This is a genomic window from Streptomyces sp. NPDC057249 (genome assembly GCF_042669245.1).
In the GTDB taxonomy this organism is placed as follows: Bacteria; Actinomycetota; Actinomycetes; order Streptomycetales; family Streptomycetaceae; genus Streptomyces.
This window is the reverse complement of sequence record NZ_JBHUXS010000009.1, coordinates 168,762-184,442: the sequence shown is the minus strand read 5'-3', so window position 1 is coordinate 184,442 and position 15,681 is coordinate 168,762. Positions and strand designations below refer to the sequence as shown.

The following is a 15,681-nucleotide window of genomic DNA, read 5'->3' as shown; positions in this document are numbered from 1 at the left end:
CTGGTCGACCGCCGTCGCCGGGCGGCGGATTCCGGCTGGGAGGCGTGTGACGTGAACGAGCGGACCGTGTGGCAATTCACCGACGACCGGGGGCAGTTGTCGGAAACCGGCGAACGCCCGCAACGGGTGCTCGCCTACATACAGGCCGGTGCGACCCTGTGGGACCACGGGATACGACCGGCCGGGCTCTTCGGCTCCGGCCACGACGACCCGGCCGCCCCCGACCCCGCGAAGACCGGATCGCTCCCCCTGGACGCCATCGCGTACGCCGGTGCCGGGGCCGCCCTGGACGCGGACGCCTTACTGAGCTGCGCACCGGACCTCGTCGTCGCCGTCAGCTACGGCGGCGGCCAGGTCTACGGCCTCGACCCCGAGACCGCGAAACACCTGGAGGGCCACGTCCCGGTCGTCGTCATCGACGTCGGCCAGGCGCGCACCCTGGCCGAGATCGGCGACCGGTTCGCCGAGCTGGCCCGTTCGCTCGGCGCCGAGGAGCCGGCCTCGGCCACCCGGGAACTCGACGCCGCGCGGGACCGGCTGCGCGCGCTCACCGCCGGCCCGGACCGGGCGAGGGTCCTCGCGCTCTCCCCGCCGGGCCGGGACCGGGCCCATCTGGCCCGTCCCCGCATGTGGCCCGAACTCCGGGTCCTCGCCGACCTCGGCGTCGACCTGATCGAACCCCCCGAGGGCCCCGGGGCCAACTGGTCCACGACCGGCTGGGCCGAGGCCGCCGCCCTGCGCCCCGGCATCGTCCTCGCCGACATCCGGGCCAACGCGACCCCGCTCGCCGAACTGCGCGACAACGCCGAGTGGGCGGCCGTCGCCGCGACGGCCCGCGTGGTCCCGTGGAACCCGGAACCGGTGTGCAGCGCCCACGCCCACGCCCGGTTCCTGGAGCTGCTGGCCGACGCGCTGGACGCGTAGCAGGCGCCAGGACCACCGCTCGGGCAGGCCCGGACCCGGGGCCGTACGGTGGGCCGGACGTCCCGTCACCCCTCCGCCGCACCCCGGGAGAACCCGCGCCCATGCCCGACCGCCCCGACTTCCTGGTCATCGGTGAATGCGTCGCCGACATCGTCCGCGTCCCGGGAGCCCCCGACCGGGTCCACCCCGGGGGCAGCCCGGCCAACCTGGCGTACGGCCTGGCCAGGCTCGGCCACGACGCGACGCTGCTCACCCAGCTGGGCCCGGACGACAACGGGCGGCTGATCCGCGCCCACCTCACCGGGGCGGGGGTGGCGGTGCTGACGGACGGCGCCCCCGGCGCCACCCCGTCGGCCGTCGTCACCCTGGACGGCGAGGGCCGCGCCGCGTACGCGTTCGACATCGCCTGGACGCTCGGCCGGGTCGCCCTCGACCGGCAGCCCCGGCACGTCCACACCGGCTCGATCGCGGCGGTGACCGAACCCGGGGCGGCCACGGTGCTGGCCGCCGTCGAGTCGCTGCGGACGGCCGCCACCGTCAGCTACGACCCCAATGTGCGGCCCGCGCTGATGGGTGACCACGAGGCCGCCGTACGCAGGGTCGAGCGGTGCGTGGGGCTCAGCGACGTCGTCAAGGCCAGCGACGAGGACCTGGACTGGCTGTACCCCGGACAGGACCCGGCCGAGGCCGCCCGGCGCTGGCTGACGTCCGGCCCGGCCCTCGTCCTCGTCACCCGGGGCGGCGACGGCGCCACGGCGATCCTGCCGGGCGGCCAGGTGGACATCGGCGCCTTCCCCGCCGACGTGGCCGACACGGTGGGCGCCGGGGACGCCTTCATGTCCGGCACCCTGCACGCGCTCGCCGCCCACGGCCTGCTCGGCGCGTCCGGCCGGGAGCGGCTGCGCTCGCCGGAGCGGGGCACGGTGAGCGACGTACTGCGCCACGCGGCGGCCTCGGCGGCCGTGACGGTCGCCCGGGCCGGGGCGAACCCGCCGGACGAGCCGGAGCTGCGCGCGGTGCTGGGGCCGTGCTGAGGGCGCCGCGCCGCAGACTTCCGTTCCCGCCCGCACCCTCGACGGCCACCGGCGCGTTTCCCTTCAGAGGGACGGACGACGCAGGGGAGGGCCGCGGCATGGCGCGGGACGCGAGGACGGTGACCGTGGTGACGGGACTGGGGGTGGTCACCCCCGTGGGCGACGACGAGGGGGCCTTCTGGGCCGGACTGTGCGCGGGGCGGTCCCCGGCCCGGCGCTGCGGGGAACTGGCCGGGCTGCCCGCCGACTTCGCCTGCCGGGCCGACCGGACCGACCTGGACGAGGCCATCGGGGGCCGCGCCGCCTGGCGGATGGCGCGGTTCGCGAAGATGGCGCTGCTCGCCGCGCGCGGGGCCGTCGCCGACGCCGGGCTGCGCCCGGACCGCTGGGACGGCGCCCGGGTGGGCGTCGTGCTCGGCGTCGGAGTCGGCGGGGTCTCCGCCCTCGTGGACAACGTCCGCCGGTTCGACGGCGGCGGCGCGCGGGCCGTCTCGCCGCTCCTGGCGCCGATGATGATGCCCAACGCGGCGGCCGGCGAGATCGCCATCGACCTGGGCGCCCACGGCCCCAGCCTGGCCCCGGCCACCGCCTGCGCCTCGGGCGCCACCGCGCTCGCCACCGCGCACGACCTCCTGGCCACCGGCCGGTGCGACGTCGTCGTCGCGGGCGGCGCGGAATCCGTCCTGACGCCCCTCGTGGCCGCGGCCTTCGCCCAGCTGGGCGCGCTGTCCACGCGCACCGGCGACCCGGCCGCCGCGTCCCGCCCCTTCGCGCCCGACCGCGACGGCTTCGTCCTGGGCGAGGGCGCCGGCGTGCTCGTCCTGGAGCGGGGCGCGCACGCGGCGGCCCGGGGCGCCCGCGTACGGGCCGTGCTCGCCGGCACCGGAGCCGCCACGGACGCCCACCACCCCACCGCGCCCGACCCCGGCGGCCACGGGGCCCGGCGCGCGGTCGAGGCCGCCCTGGACGCGGCGGGCTGGGCCGCCCACGAGGTCGGGCACGTCAACGCCCACGGCACGTCCACGCCGTTGAACGACGCGATGGAGGCCGAGCTGATCGCCCGCCTCTTCCCGCACCGGCCCCCGGTCACCGCCCCGAAGGGCGTCCTCGGGCACACGCTCGCCGCCGCCGGCGCGATCGAGGCCGCCGCCACCGTGCTCACCCTCGAACACGGGGTCGTCCCGCCGGTCGCCAACCTGGACGCCCCGCCGGCCGACTGGGACATCGACTGCGTCACCAAGGCGCCGCGCCGGGTGCGCGTCGAGCGGGCCGTCAGCCACTCCTTCGGCTTCGGCGGCCACAACGTCGCCCTCTGCTTCGAACGGGTTCGCCCCTCCGGACGGTGAACATCTGCACGAGCCCGGTGTCCTGACCGTACGCCGGTCGTTCAGCCTTGTATGACCACCACGCTCACCGGCGTCGATCCCCTCGTACGCCCGCTCACCTCCGTACTCCTCGGCGCCGACGCCCGCCGCGAGCACGGCTTCTGGCGGCGGCTCGTCGCCACCGAACCGTTCCGGCTGCCCCCCGGGCCGGGGGCCGGCGGCACCCCGGACGAACGGCTCGACCGCGCGTACGCCCGCCTGCGCACCCTCAACGACGCCCTGGACAGCGCCGCCCGCCCGGCCTCCGACTTCCGGGCGCTGGCCGCCCTGCACGAGTGGCTGGCCCCGGCCGACCCGGCGCTCGCCACCATCGCGGGCATCCACTACAACCTCTTCCTCGGCAGCCTCCTGGACCACATCGCCGAGAGCCCCCGCGACCTGTCGGACTTCCTGACGCTGCGGCGCACCGGCACCTTCCTGTGCACGGAGGTGGCGCACGGCAACGACGCCGCGGCCGTCGAGACGACCGCCGCCTACGACCCCGTACGCGACGGGTTCGTGCTGCACACCCCGCACTGCGGGGCGCAGAAGTTCATGCCCAACACCGGGCGGCCCGGCGGCCCGAAGTCGGGGCTCGTCGCCGCGCGGCTGCTGGCCGGCGGGGCCGACCGGGGGGTGTTCCTGCTGCTGGTCCCGCTCACCGACGCCGACGGACCGCTGCCCGGTGTACGGGTGCGCAGGCTCCCGGCACGCATGGGCAGCCCCGTCGACCACAGCCTGACCTCGTTCGACCACGTCTTCGTCGGGCGCGAGGCCCTGCTGACGGGCCCGCAGGGGCGGATCGACGGCGACGGGGTGTTCCGCAGCGCCATCGAGGGCCGCCGGCGCCGCTTCCTCGCCTCCATCGCCCGCGTCGTCACCGGCAGGATCTCCATGAGCGCCAGCGCCGTCGGCTCGGCGCGCGCCACACTGGCCGTCGCGGTGCGGTACGGCGGCCACCGCCACGTCTCCGCCGGGCGCGGCGCGCGGCTGCCGGTGCTCGCGTACCGCACCCACCACGGGCCGCTCGCCGAGGCCATGGCCACGGTCTTCGCCATGAGCCTGCTGCACCGCCGCGTCCTGGACCGCTGGGAGGCGGCCGAGGCGGGGCCCGAGGCCGGGCGGGAGGCGGCCGAGCGGCTGGTGGACATCGCCAAGGGCTGGATCACCTGGCAGGCCAGGGCCGTGATCGTGGAGTCCCGGGAACGCTGCGGCGCCCAGGGCCTCCTGGAGAACAACGGGATGGCCGCGCTCGTCACCGGCGTCGAGGGAGCCATCACCGCCGAGGGCGACAACCTCGCCGTGCACGCCAGGGCCGCCGCCGCCCTGCTCGCCGACCGCACGCCGTACGAGCCGGCCGCACCGTCCCACGGCGACCTGACCGACCTCCGGTTCCTCGTCCGGCTCCTGGGGCGCGCCGAAGAGCTGTGGTTCGCGCGCGCCGGGGCCCGGGCGGCCCTGGCGGCGCACGGCGACCCGCTGGGCCGGTGGAACGCCGCGGCGGGCCCCGCGCTGCGCGGGGTCGAGGCGCACGCCTGCCGGCAGGCGGCCGAGGCGTACGCGGAGGCGGTCGAGGCACTGCCCCCCGGCGCGGACCGGGACCGGCTCGGTGAACTGGCCCGGCTGTTCGCCCTGGGCCGGGTGGCGCGCGACAGCGGCGACCTCCTCGCGGCCGGATACCTGAGCACCGGTCAGGCGGAGGCGCTGACGGACCACACCGAACGGCTCATCGGCGCGGTGGCCCCGCACCTCCCGGAACTCGCCGACGCCTTCGCCTTCCCCGACGAGATGCTCGCCGACTGGCCGATCACGGGCGCCGGCTACACCGACGCGTACGACGATCCGGAGGCCCACTGGCACGCCGGGGCGGGGCGATGAGGGGCACGCGGGCGCGCCGTGCGGCGCGGGCCGTACAGGGGCTCGGGGCGGGAGCCGTCCTCCTCGCCTACTGGTCGACCGTCGCCCTGTTCGCACGGTGGTCCGCGGCGTCCCGGCCCGGCTCTGGCGAATCGGTTCGCCGCAAGGCGTAACCGGAGCGACGCTGCTCAGTTGTTCCGGCGTCGGGGCCGTGCGCACCGGCGCCGGACGCCCCACCCGGATGGGCATGAGGAAAGGAAGACCATGAGCACGATCCACCCCCGCATCACCGACGTACTCAGCAGTACCTTCAGGGTGCCCGTGGCCGAGATCCTTCCGGACTCCACGATGGACAGCCTGGACATGGACTCCCTCGCGGCCGCCGAGTTCGCCGTCGTCCTGCGGGAGACCACCGGGGTCGAACTGGACACCGGCATCCTGACCCGGGGGACCACCCTCGCCGAGCTCACGGAGCACCTCGACGCGGCGGCGGGCGTCGCCCGATGAGGACACCGGCCATCGCCGTCACCGGTCTCGGCATGATCACCCCGGTCGGCAACGACACCGAGTCCACCTGGGACGGGGTGTGCGCCGCGGTGAGCCCGGCCCGCACCGTCCCCGCGCTCGCCGGGTGCGCGATCGACTTCGCCTGCGTGGTCGACGGCATCGACCTGGACGCCGAGATCGGTCGCCGCACGGCCTTCCGGATGGGCCGGTACGTCAAGTTCGCGGTCCTGGCCGCCCGGGAGGCCGTCGCCGACGCCGGTCTCGATCCGGCCGGGTGGGACGGCAGCCGGGTCGCGGTCGTCGTCGGCACCAGCAGCGGGGGCTCCGCGCACCTCACCGACCAGGCGCTGGTCCTGGAGCGGAAGGGGCCGGAGGCGACCTCGCCGGCCGGGGTCCTGCTGACCATCCCCAACATGCCCGCCGCCGAGATCGCGATCGAGATGCGGGCCACCGGCCCCAGCCTGGCCCCCTGCACCGCCTGTTCGTCCGGCGTCACCGCGCTGTCCGTCGCCCGCGACCTGCTGGTGACCGGGCAGTGCGACGTGGCCGTCGCGGGGGCGACCGAGTCGACCGTCTTCCCGATCGCCATGACCGGCTTCGCCCGGTCCGGGGCCGCCGCCCGCGCGGACGGCGACCTGTCCCGGCTCAGCCGGCCCTTCGCCGCCGACCGCGCCGGACTCGTCATGGGCGAGGGCGCCGCCGTCATGGTGCTGGAACGCGCCGCCGACGCGGAGGCCAGGGGCGCCGAACCCCGGGCCCTGCTCGCCGGCACCGGCGCCACCACGGACGCCCACCACCCCACCAGCCCGCACCCCGACGGGCGGGTCGCCCGGGCCGCCGCGGAGGCCGCGCTGCGCGACGCCGGCTGGCGGGCGGACGAGGTGGAGCACGTCAACGCGCACGGCACCGCGACCGTACGCAACGACGCCGCCGAGGCCGCGCTGATCAGCCGGGTGTACCCGCACCGGCCACCCGTCACCGCCCCGAAGGGCGTGCTCGGGCACTGCATGGGCGCGGCCGGGGCGATCGAGGCGGGGCTGACGATCCTCACCCTCCAGCGCGGGGTCGTCCCGCCGGTCGCGAACCTGGACGCCCCCGCGCCCGGGTTCGACATCGACTGCGTCACCAAGGTGCCGCTGGTGCGGCCCGTCCACCGGGCCGTCAGCCACTCCTTCGGCTTCGGCGGGCACAACGCGGTGGTGGCCCTCCAGCGCCCCTGACCGGACGCGGCGCCGAGCTGCGCGTAAGCCCGTGGTAGCGTGCCGGAGCCAGTCGAACTCCTCGTGGGAGTCAGGGAATCCGGTGCGAATCCGGAACTGACGCGCAGCGGTGAGGGGGACGGGCGGGGCCACGGCCACTGGGAGACCCGGCGTCTCCCGGGAAGGCGTCCCGTCCGAGCGAACCCGAGTCCGAAGACCTGCTGGCGACCGCCGCCCGGGACCGGGCGGCGGACCGTACAGCGGGCCCCGCGCATGGGCCCAGAGACGCCGAGGTATGCCCCGTGCCGCCCATACGTGCCGCCGCTCTGCTCACCGTCGCCCTCCTGCTGCTGACGGCCTGCGGAGGGCCCCCGTCCGGAAAGGCCGACGCCGTCGGCCGGACGGACGGCTACCCGGTCACGCTCAGGAACTGCGGGCGCACCGTCACCGTGGACGCCCCGCCCCGGCGCGCGGTCTCCGTCGACCAGGGCACCACGGAGATCCTGCTCTCGCTCGGCCTCCAGGACCGGATGGCCGCCACCGCCACCTGGACCGACCCGGTGATGAAGGGCCTGGAGAAGGCCAACGCGGGCGTGAAGCGGATCGCCGACAACCGGCCCTCGTCCGAGAAGGTCCTCGACCAGGAGCCCGACTTCGTCGCCGCCGACTTCGAGTCCACCCTCGCCAAGGGCGGTGTCGCCCCGCGCGAGCAGTTCGAGAAGCTGGGCGTCCCCACCTACGTCGCACCCGCCGACTGCACGGCCAAGGACAACACGAAGGACGGCGACGGCGTCCGTACCGGCGCCCTCACCATGGACAGCGTCTACGCCGAGGTGCGCGACCTGGCCCGGGTGTTCGGCGTGCCGGAGCGCGGCGAGAAGCTGACCGAGCGGCTCCGCACCCGCATCCGGAAGGCCGCCGACGACATCGACGGCTCCGGCACCTCCGTCCTCTACTGGTTCGCCAACTCCGAGTCCCCCTACCTGGCGGGGTGCTGCGGGGCGCCGGGCATCATCACCCGGGAGCTCGGCCTGAAGAACGTCTTCGACGACACGCACGACGAATGGCCCCAGGTGAACTGGGAGACCGTCGCCGACCGCAACCCGGACGTGCTGGTCATCGGCGACCTCACCCGCACGTCGCAGACCGCCGAGAGCGCCGCCGGGAAGATCGCCTTCCTGGAGTCCAACCCCGTCACGAAGAAGATGGACGCCGTACGCCACAAGCGTTACGTCCTGCTCAGCGGCCAGGCCATGAACCCGACCATCCGCACGGTCGAGGGCGTGGAGCGGGTGGCCGCCGGGCTGCGCGCGTTCGGGCTCGCGGGATGACGGCCACCGAACGGCTCACCGCCCCGCCCGACAGGACGCCGGCCCCCACCGGCCCTCCGCGCCCCCGCCTGCGCCGTCTGCGTGGCGGCCTCCTGTGGACCGGCGGCCTCCTGCTGCTCGCCCTGTCCGTCGCGGTCGCCGTCACCATCGGACCGGCCCGGATCTCCGTCGTGGACGTCTGGTCCGCCGTCGCCGCCCACCTCGGCATCGGTGAGGCCCGGCTCAGCCCGATCCGCGACGGCATCATCTGGAACCTGCGCATGCCGCGCACCCTGCTCGCCGCCGTCTGCGGGGCGGGCCTCGCGGTCTGCGGGACCGTCATGCAGTCCCTGCTGCGCAACCCGCTCGCCGACCCGTTCGTCCTCGGCGTCTCCTCCGGCGCGTCCACCGGCGCGGTCCTGGTCGTCGTGCTCGGCGTCGGCGGCGGAGCCGTGTCCCTGCCGGCCGGGGCGTTCATCGGGGCGCTCTGCTCGTTCGCGCTGGTGATGCTGCTCAGCCACACCCTGGGCGGCTCCACCGACCGGGTCGTCCTGTCCGGGGTCGCCGCGATGCAGCTGTTCTCGGCCCTGACCTCGTTCGTCGTCATGACCGCCGCCGACGCCGAGCAGACCCGGGGCGTGCTGTTCTGGCTGCTCGGCTCGCTCGGCGGGGTCGGCTGGACCGATGTGTGGATCTGCTCCGCCGTCCTCGCCGTCAGCCTGCTGGTCTGCCTCGGCCACTCCCGTACGCTCGACGCCTTCGCCTTCGGGCAGGACGCCGCCGCCGCCCTCGGGGTGAACGTCGCACGCGTCCGCACCGTCCTGCTCTGCACCACCGCGCTGCTGACCGCCGCGCTCGTCAGCTCGGCCGGGGCCATCGGCTTCGTCGGGCTGGTCCTCCCGCACGCCGCCCGTGCCCTCACCGGCTCCGGCCACCGCAGGCTGCTGCCGGTCACCGCCCTCGCCGGGGCCGTCTTCCTGGTCTGGGTCGACACGCTCGCCCGGACCGTCCTCGACCCGCAGGAGGTCCCGGTGGGCGTCGTCACCGCCCTCATCGGCGTGCCCGCCTTCGTCGCCGTCCTCTACCGCACCAGGCGGCCCGCGTGACCGGGACGGCGGCGGAGGGCCTGCGGGCCGGCGGAGTCAGCCGCGAGGCCGGCGGCCGCCTCCTGCTGGACGGTGTGACGCTGGCCCCGGAACCGGGCACGACGGTGGGCCTGATCGGCCCCAACGGCTCCGGCAAGTCCACCCTGCTGCGCATCCTCGCCGGAGTCCTCGCCCCGCACGCGGGCGTCGTCACGCTGGACGGCGAACCGCTCACGGACGTCGGCCGCCGCGCCGTGGCCCGGCGGGTCGCGGTCGTCGACCAGCACGCCGTCACCCAGGAGGAGCTGAGCGTCCTGGACGTCGTACGCCTGGGCCGCATCCCGCACCGGCGTGCCTGGTCCGCGCCGACGGAGGCGGACGCGGCGGCGGTGGACGAGGCGCTGGAGCGGACCGGGCTCACCGGCCGGCGCGACCAGTCCTGGCACACCCTCTCCGGAGGGGAGCGCCAGCGCGTCCAGATCGCCCGCGCGCTCGCCCAGCGGCCGCGCGAACTCCTGCTGGACGAACCGACCAACCACCTGGACATCCAGCACCAGCTCGAACTGCTCTCCCTGGTCGCCTCGCTCCCGCTGACCGCCGTCGTCGCCCTGCACGACCTCAACCTGGCCGCCATGTTCTGCGACCGGATCGTGGTGCTCAGCGGCGGACGGGCGGTCGCGGGCGGGACCCCCGCGCAGGTCGTCACCGAGCAGCTGATCGAGGACGTCTACCGGGTGCGGTCCGTCGTGACACCGGACGGCCCGCAGGGGCGGCCCTCGGTGCGCTTCCTGCCCTGAGGGGCCCGGGCACACGAGAGGGCGGACCCGCCGGGCGGGTCCGCCCTTCGCCTGTCGTGCGGTACGGCCGGCATGCCGGCGAGCGGTCAGCGGTGGCGTCCCCGGCCGAGGTCGCCGCCGGTGTCCTTGCCTCCCGGCTCCTTGCCGCCCTTGGTGGTGCCGTCCGCGTAGTCGATCTGCTCCTTGCGCAGTTCGGCGGAGACCTCCTTCTGCTCCGTCACCCTCTCGGTTTCCATCCGGACGCGCTCGACCGGGACGGTCTCCTTGCGCATCGTGGCGCGTTCCGCGTGCAGGGTGACCTCCACGTCCTGCTCCGTCAGATCGCCCGCTCGCGCGGTCGTCCTGTCGCCCGGCTGCAGCGGCTCACGGACCACCCGTACCTCCTCGTGCGAGACCGGCACGCTGCGCGTGACGTTCTCGGTGACGACGTACTTGTGGAGGCGGGCCCTGCCGCTCTCGTACTCCTCGGTGCCGATGTGCAGCTGCTCCTCGGAGCGGATCATCTCCTCCTTGCCGCCCAGGTCGGCGCCGGACCGCTGGGCGCCCGCGCCGGCGCCGGCCAGCGGACGGCCCGCGGCGGTGCCCGCGTCGGTGTCCCGGTGCCTGCCGGTGCCGGCCGCCCGGGTCCGGTCCTGGCCGGAGGTGCCTGCCGCACCCATGGCCCCGGCCCCGGCACCCGCTCCGGCCGCCGCGCCGGTGCCGGCCGCGCCCATGGTGCCGGTGCCCGTGGTGGTCGGTGAACCGGTCCCGGAACCGTCGCCCAGGTTGCCCCGGGTGTTCCTGGTGAGGCCGTAGTGCCGGTACAGCTCCTCTTCCTCGGACACGGACAGATGCGCGTCCGCGTCCACCCGGGGGGCTTCCTTGACCTGGTCCTTGCCGTGGGAGATGTGCAGGTCGGAGCCCACTCGACGGGCTCCGGCGAGAGGCACGAAACTCTCCTTCATGCCGAACAGGCCGGTCTTCACCGTGATCCAGTCCGGGCGGCCGGTGTTGTCGTCGACATACACGCGGCCCACGTTGCCGATCTTCTCGCCCTCGGTGTCGTACACCGTCAGGCCGTCGAGCTCTCCGGAATCCGTGAAACCGTCAGCGGCTCCCATATCCGAATCCTCCTCGCCCGGGCGCGTCCTGTGGGTGGGTCCAGCAGAGAAGGCGCGTCCGGATTCCATCGCGCCTCACCCGGATGGACGCTGCAACCGCCCGGCAACCCGGTGCGGCGGGCGGCATCCGCCCCGGACCGGCGCAGCGCCCGTGTCACGCGGGTGCGCGGCTTCCGGGCCCGTTACGCCATCCGGGTGAACGGCCGGGTGATGCGCACGGCTGCCGGGGGAGCGGGGCGGCCCCCGGACGCCCCGGCCCCGGCACATATGATCAACGGGTCCACGCCGACCGACGTCCCGCCGCGCCACCCGGGGGTGCCCATCCGTTCCGTACGCATCCGGCTGCCCCGGCAACGCGCAGAGCTGCTCGCCCGGCGCGAGGACGGCGCGGAGCTCCACCACCTCCTGTGGCGGCTGGGTCCCGGCTGGCGGGTGTGCAGCAGCGCGGTCCTGGGCGGCGGCATCGGCCCGCGCGAGTGGATCGTCAACGCGCAGGTGCCCGGTGGCTACCCCCGCATGGACCCGGACCGCCACCTCGCCGAGATCGCCGCCGCCGCACGCCTCACCGGCCCCGGCGCCGGCCTCATGACCGCCGCCGACGTCACCGCGTACACCACCGCCGACGACGAGGGCGTGCACGCCACCGCCACCTGCGGTCTGGGCGTACGCGGCTGGGCCGCCGCGCCGGAGGAGGGCACCGGCGGGCCGCCGCGCCCCGGTACCGTCAACATCGTGGTGACCTTCCCGGTGCCGCTGTCCGACGCCGCCCTGGTCAACGCCGTGGCCACCGCCACGGAGGCCAAGGTGCAGGCGCTCCTGGACGCCGGGCTCGACTGCTCCGGCACCCCCACGGACGCCGTCTGCCTGGCCGCCCCCGAACCGGGACCCGGGACCGGTGACGCCGAACCGTTCGCCGGGCCGCGCTCCCGCTGGGGCGCGCGACTCGCCCGAGCCGTACACGCCGCCGTGCTGGAAGGCGCGCTGCGGCAGCCCTGAGAAGCCGAAGCCGCCGCGCCCCCGGGGAGCGGCCGACGAAGGGAATCCCATGACCTCAGCAGTCCCCGCCGCACCGCAGCGACCCGTCGTCGCCGTACTCGGCACCGGGATCATGGGCGCGGCCATGGCCCGCAGCCTGCTCCGTGCCGGTCTGGAGGTCCGGGCCTGGAACCGCACCCGGGCCAAGGCCGCCCCGCTCGCCGCCGACGGTGCCACCGTCACCGACACGGCGGAGGAGGCCGTGCGCGGCGCCCACGTCGTGCTCACCGCGCTCACCGACACGACCGCCGTCGCCGCCGCGCTCACCGCCGCCTCCGGGGGACTGCACCGGGGCCAGGTCCTGCTCCAGACCTCCACGGTCGGCCCGGACGGCGCCGTCGAGCTGGCCCAGCGCGCCGCCGACCTCGGGCTGACCCACCTCGACGCCCCGGTCGTCGGCACCCGGCAGCCCGCCGAGCAGGGTGCGCTGACCGTCCTCGTCTCCGGCCCCGAGACCGCCCGCGCGGCGGTCGGGCCGGTGCTGGACGCGATCGGGCAGCGCACGGTGTGGGCCGGGGAGGAACCGGGAGCGGCCTCCCGGCTGAAGCTCGTGGTCAACGCCTGGGTGGTCAACATGGTCGGCGGCGTCGCGGAGTGCCTGAACCTCGCCGAAGGACTGGGCGTCGACCCGCGTGCGTTCCTCGGCCTGGTCGAGGGCGGACCGCTCGACTCGGGCTACCTCCACGCCAAGTCCGCCGCCGTCCTGGACGGGGACCTCACCCCGAGCTTCGCCCTGTCCACCGCCCTCAAGGACACGCGCCTCATCCTCGACGCGGCCGCACAGGCCGGTGTCCGGCTGGACCTGGCCGCCGCGTCGGCCGCCCGCTTCGAGCGCGCGGAGGCCGCCGGACACGGCGACGAGGACATGATCGCCACCTACTACGCGGGCCGGGCCCCCGAGCAGGACCGCGGCTGACCGGACGGGGCACCGGCCCCATGACGACGGAAGGCCGCCCCACCGGTACGGGGGAGCCCGGTGGGACGGCCGCAATCAGCGTGCCACAGGAAGGCGCGCCGCAGGGGCCGTCCGGCCGGTACCGGGCGGTGATTGAGTCGAAATCGACGGTGCGGGAATACCCGCGCGTCACGTGTCCTTGCCGCACCTGTGGCGCCCGTCAGCGAGGCGCCGGTACGGAACTGGGGAGAAGCAGCTCATGCCGAAGGCGTACGTGTCCACCCGCGACGGCGGGCCGGAGGTGGAGGTCCTCACCGGACCGGAAAGGCCGAAACCCGGCCCCGGTGACGAGGTGGAGGACGGCCACGCCCCGGGCAGGACCGTGATCGAGGTGACCGCGTGAGCACGCACCCGGACCCGGGCCACCCCCTGGACGACCCGGTGGGCACCGCGCTGCGCGGTCCGCACGCCCACTTCGCCGAGCGCCGGGGCCGCGTGCTGCGCTACCCCTCCGCGGTCGCCCCCTGGGTCGCGCTCCCACCGGACCCCGGGCCCGCCGACTGGGCCGACGTGGCGGCGCTCACCGGGCCGGGCGGAGGCGTCACGATCACCGCGTTCCGCGAGCCCCCGCCCGCCGGCTGGGAGGTCACCTTCCACGCCGACGGCGTCCAGCTGGTGGACGCGGGCGTGGCCGCGGCGCCCCTCCCCGAAGCGGTCCGGCTGGGCCCCGCCGACGTGCCCGAGATGCTCGACCTGGTCGCCCGCACCCGGCCGGGCCCGTTCGAGCCCCGGACCGTGGAGCTCGGCACCTACCTCGGGGTGCGCCGGGACGGGGTGCTCGTCGCCATGGCCGGCGAGCGCATGCGCCCGCCGGGCTGGAGCGAGATCAGCGCCGTCTGCACCGACGAGTCGGTACGCGGTCAGGGGCTCGGCAGCGGACTGGTGCGCGCCGTCGCCCACGAGATCCGCCTGCGCGGCGAGACCCCGTTCCTGCACGCGGCCGCCGCCAACACGGGTGCCGTCCGGCTCTACGAGGCGCTGGGCTTCGAACTCCGCCGGCGGGTCGAGTTCCTGGCCGCCCTCGTGCCGCCCGGACCGGCCCTCCCGGCGCCCGGCCGCCCCGCCGGTGTGACGGCCGCACGCTGAGCCGCCGGGTGCCTCCGGACCGGGAGGCGCCCGTCCCGGACGCGTTCCGGGACCTTCGGCCGCGCCCGTCAGGCCGTAAGCCTCGTGTGCTCGCTCCCTCCGCCCGGTCGAATGGAAGGGAACGCCGGCGCACGGGGCGCCGGCCGATCCCGGAAGGAGAGGGTCGTGACCTTCGGACTCCTGAGCCGGCCGGCGCCCCGCGTGGCGCTCCCCGGCACCGAGGCGGGAGAGGCGGCGGCGCGCGCTCCACGCATCGGTAACGGGGCGCTGTCCGGTGGCCTGGCCCTGCTGACCGCCGTGATCGTCAGCCTCGACATCCTCGCCGGCGAGGATCTGAGGCTGGTGCCGCTCCTCGTGGTCGCTCCGGCCCTCGTCTCGGTCTTCGGGACGGTCGGCCAGACCGCCGTCGCCGGTGCCTGGGTCACCGGGGCGGCCGTGGTCACGCGCGCGGCGACCGGCGGAACCGCGTGGGACGTGATCAGCAGCATCGTCTTCACCCTCTTCGCCTGTCTGCTCAGCGTCGCCGCCGCCGCCCTGCGCATCCGGCACGCCACCGAGATCGCCAGGCTGCGCTCCGCCGCCGTCGCCCTCCAGCGCCAGATCCTGCGCCCGCTGCCCATCCCCACCGACCAGATCACCGCCCACGGCACCTACACGCCGATCGAGGAGGACCGCCTGGTCGGCGGGGACATCTACGAGGTCGTCCAGTCGCCGTACGGCACCCGGGTGATCATCGGCGACGTCCAGGGCAAGGGGCTTCCCGCGATCGGCGTGGGCTTCGCCGTCCTCGGCGCGTTCCGCGAGGCGGCCATCCGCGAACCCTCGCTCACCGCTGTGGTGGACCGGCTGGAGGACGCCGTCGCCCGGCAGAACGCCTTCGCCGCCCAGACCGGTGACACCGAACGCTTCGTGACCGCGCTCGTCCTCGGCTTCGACGGCGACGGCCGGGTCCGCGCGGTGAACTGCGGCCATCTGCAGCCCCGGCTGCTGCACGACGGGGTCGCCGTCCCCGTGCCCCTGCACCACACCTCCGTACCCTTGGGCATGGCGGAACTCAGCAACGAGGGCCGCACCGAGGAACGGCTCGACTTCCCGCCCGGCGCGACGCTCCTGATGTTCACCGACGGGGTCACCGAGGCCCGTGACGCCGACGGGCGCTTCTACCCGCTCGACACCCGGCTGAGCCGCTGGGCGCGCCGCGATCCCCAGGACGTGCTGGACGCGCTCGAACACGACCTGGAGGAGTTCTCCGGCGGGGTGCGGCGCGACGACATCGCCGTACTCGCCCTGCGCCGCGGCTCCTCCGCCGAGCAGGCCCCGCCCGTTCCGCAGGCGCGCGAGGCGGTGCGGGCCGCCGGGGTGTTCAGCGGGCTCTGACGGGCGTACACCAGCTCTTTCTGTCCCGGCACGACTTCTGTCGCGCCGGGA

15 protein-coding genes and 1 riboswitch are annotated in these 15,681 nt (G+C 75.7%); of the genes, 14 read left to right on the top strand and 1 reads right to left on the bottom strand.

Annotated elements, in window-relative coordinates:
* Window positions 1–51: 51 nt before the first annotated feature.
* From ACFUJY_RS18965 to ACFUJY_RS18925, 9 genes are all read left to right on the top strand, one after another.
* A complete protein-coding gene (locus ACFUJY_RS18965; protein ID WP_383300680.1) occupies window positions 52–924 on the top strand; it encodes an ABC transporter substrate-binding protein in 873 nt (290 codons plus the stop codon).
* Window positions 925–1,025: 101 nt separating this feature from the next.
* Window positions 1,026–1,958, top strand: a complete 933-nt coding sequence (locus ACFUJY_RS18960) for a carbohydrate kinase (RefSeq protein WP_383300678.1) — start codon at window positions 1,026–1,028, stop codon at window positions 1,956–1,958.
* Between the two features lie 98 nt (window positions 1,959–2,056).
* On the top strand, window positions 2,057–3,304 hold the full coding sequence (locus tag ACFUJY_RS18955; protein ID WP_383300675.1) for a beta-ketoacyl-[acyl-carrier-protein] synthase family protein: 1,248 nt from the start codon (window positions 2,057–2,059) through the stop codon (window positions 3,302–3,304).
* Window positions 3,305–3,355: 51 nt separating this feature from the next.
* Window positions 3,356–5,200: an acyl-CoA dehydrogenase gene (locus ACFUJY_RS18950; RefSeq protein ID WP_383300672.1), complete on the top strand. Its 1,845-nt coding sequence runs from the start codon at window positions 3,356–3,358 to the stop codon at window positions 5,198–5,200.
* A 243-nt stretch (window positions 5,201–5,443) separates the two neighbouring features.
* On the top strand, window positions 5,444–5,686 hold the full coding sequence (locus ACFUJY_RS18945) for an acyl carrier protein (RefSeq protein ID WP_383300670.1): 243 nt from the start codon (window positions 5,444–5,446) through the stop codon (window positions 5,684–5,686).
* The gene (locus ACFUJY_RS18940) at window positions 5,683–6,906 is read left to right on the top strand and encodes a beta-ketoacyl-[acyl-carrier-protein] synthase family protein (protein ID WP_383300667.1); all 1,224 of its coding nucleotides are present in this window, start codon (window positions 5,683–5,685) and stop codon (window positions 6,904–6,906) included. The genes ACFUJY_RS18945 and ACFUJY_RS18940 overlap by 4 nt, the downstream gene beginning before the upstream one ends.
* Window positions 6,907–6,938: 32 nt before the next feature.
* A riboswitch (cobalamin riboswitch) is annotated at window positions 6,939–7,126 on the top strand.
* A gap of 61 nt (window positions 7,127–7,187) precedes the next feature.
* Window positions 7,188–8,216 (top strand): ABC transporter substrate-binding protein, encoded by a 1,029-nt coding sequence (locus ACFUJY_RS18935; RefSeq protein ID WP_383300664.1) that lies wholly within the window; start codon window positions 7,188–7,190, stop codon window positions 8,214–8,216.
* Window positions 8,213–9,301 (top strand): FecCD family ABC transporter permease, encoded by a 1,089-nt coding sequence (locus ACFUJY_RS18930; protein ID WP_383300661.1) that lies wholly within the window; start codon window positions 8,213–8,215, stop codon window positions 9,299–9,301. Before ACFUJY_RS18935 ends, ACFUJY_RS18930 begins: the two co-directional genes overlap by 4 nt.
* Window positions 9,298–10,077 (top strand): ABC transporter ATP-binding protein, encoded by a 780-nt coding sequence (locus ACFUJY_RS18925; RefSeq protein ID WP_383300659.1) that lies wholly within the window; start codon window positions 9,298–9,300, stop codon window positions 10,075–10,077. The genes ACFUJY_RS18930 and ACFUJY_RS18925 overlap by 4 nt, the downstream gene beginning before the upstream one ends.
* A gap of 86 nt (window positions 10,078–10,163) precedes the next feature.
* On the opposite strand, the gene ACFUJY_RS18920 is transcribed toward ACFUJY_RS18925, so the two are convergent.
* Entirely contained in the window at window positions 10,164–11,177 is a 1,014-nt protein-coding gene (locus ACFUJY_RS18920; RefSeq protein ID WP_383300656.1) for a PRC and DUF2382 domain-containing protein, read from the bottom strand.
* Window positions 11,178–11,444: 267 nt separating this feature from the next.
* Here ACFUJY_RS18920 and ACFUJY_RS18915 point away from each other — a divergent pair, with 267 nt between their 5' ends.
* The 5 genes from ACFUJY_RS18915 (at window position 11,445) to ACFUJY_RS18895 (ending at window position 15,630) form a co-directional block, all read left to right on the top strand.
* Window positions 11,445–12,173: an adenosylcobinamide amidohydrolase gene (locus tag ACFUJY_RS18915; protein WP_383301050.1), complete on the top strand. Its 729-nt coding sequence runs from the start codon at window positions 11,445–11,447 to the stop codon at window positions 12,171–12,173.
* Between the two features lie 49 nt (window positions 12,174–12,222).
* The gene (locus ACFUJY_RS18910) at window positions 12,223–13,128 is read left to right on the top strand and encodes an NAD(P)-dependent oxidoreductase (RefSeq protein ID WP_383300653.1); all 906 of its coding nucleotides are present in this window, start codon (window positions 12,223–12,225) and stop codon (window positions 13,126–13,128) included.
* Between the two features lie 238 nt (window positions 13,129–13,366).
* Window positions 13,367–13,510, top strand: a complete 144-nt coding sequence (locus ACFUJY_RS18905) for a hypothetical protein (RefSeq protein WP_383300650.1) — start codon at window positions 13,367–13,369, stop codon at window positions 13,508–13,510.
* Complete coding sequence (locus ACFUJY_RS18900; RefSeq protein WP_383300647.1) at window positions 13,507–14,253, top strand: GNAT family N-acetyltransferase; 747 nt, start codon at window positions 13,507–13,509, stop codon at window positions 14,251–14,253. Before ACFUJY_RS18905 ends, ACFUJY_RS18900 begins: the two co-directional genes overlap by 4 nt.
* A 165-nt stretch (window positions 14,254–14,418) precedes the next feature.
* On the top strand, window positions 14,419–15,630 hold the full coding sequence (locus tag ACFUJY_RS18895; protein ID WP_383300645.1) for a PP2C family protein-serine/threonine phosphatase: 1,212 nt from the start codon (window positions 14,419–14,421) through the stop codon (window positions 15,628–15,630).
* Window positions 15,631–15,681 lie beyond the last annotated feature (51 nt).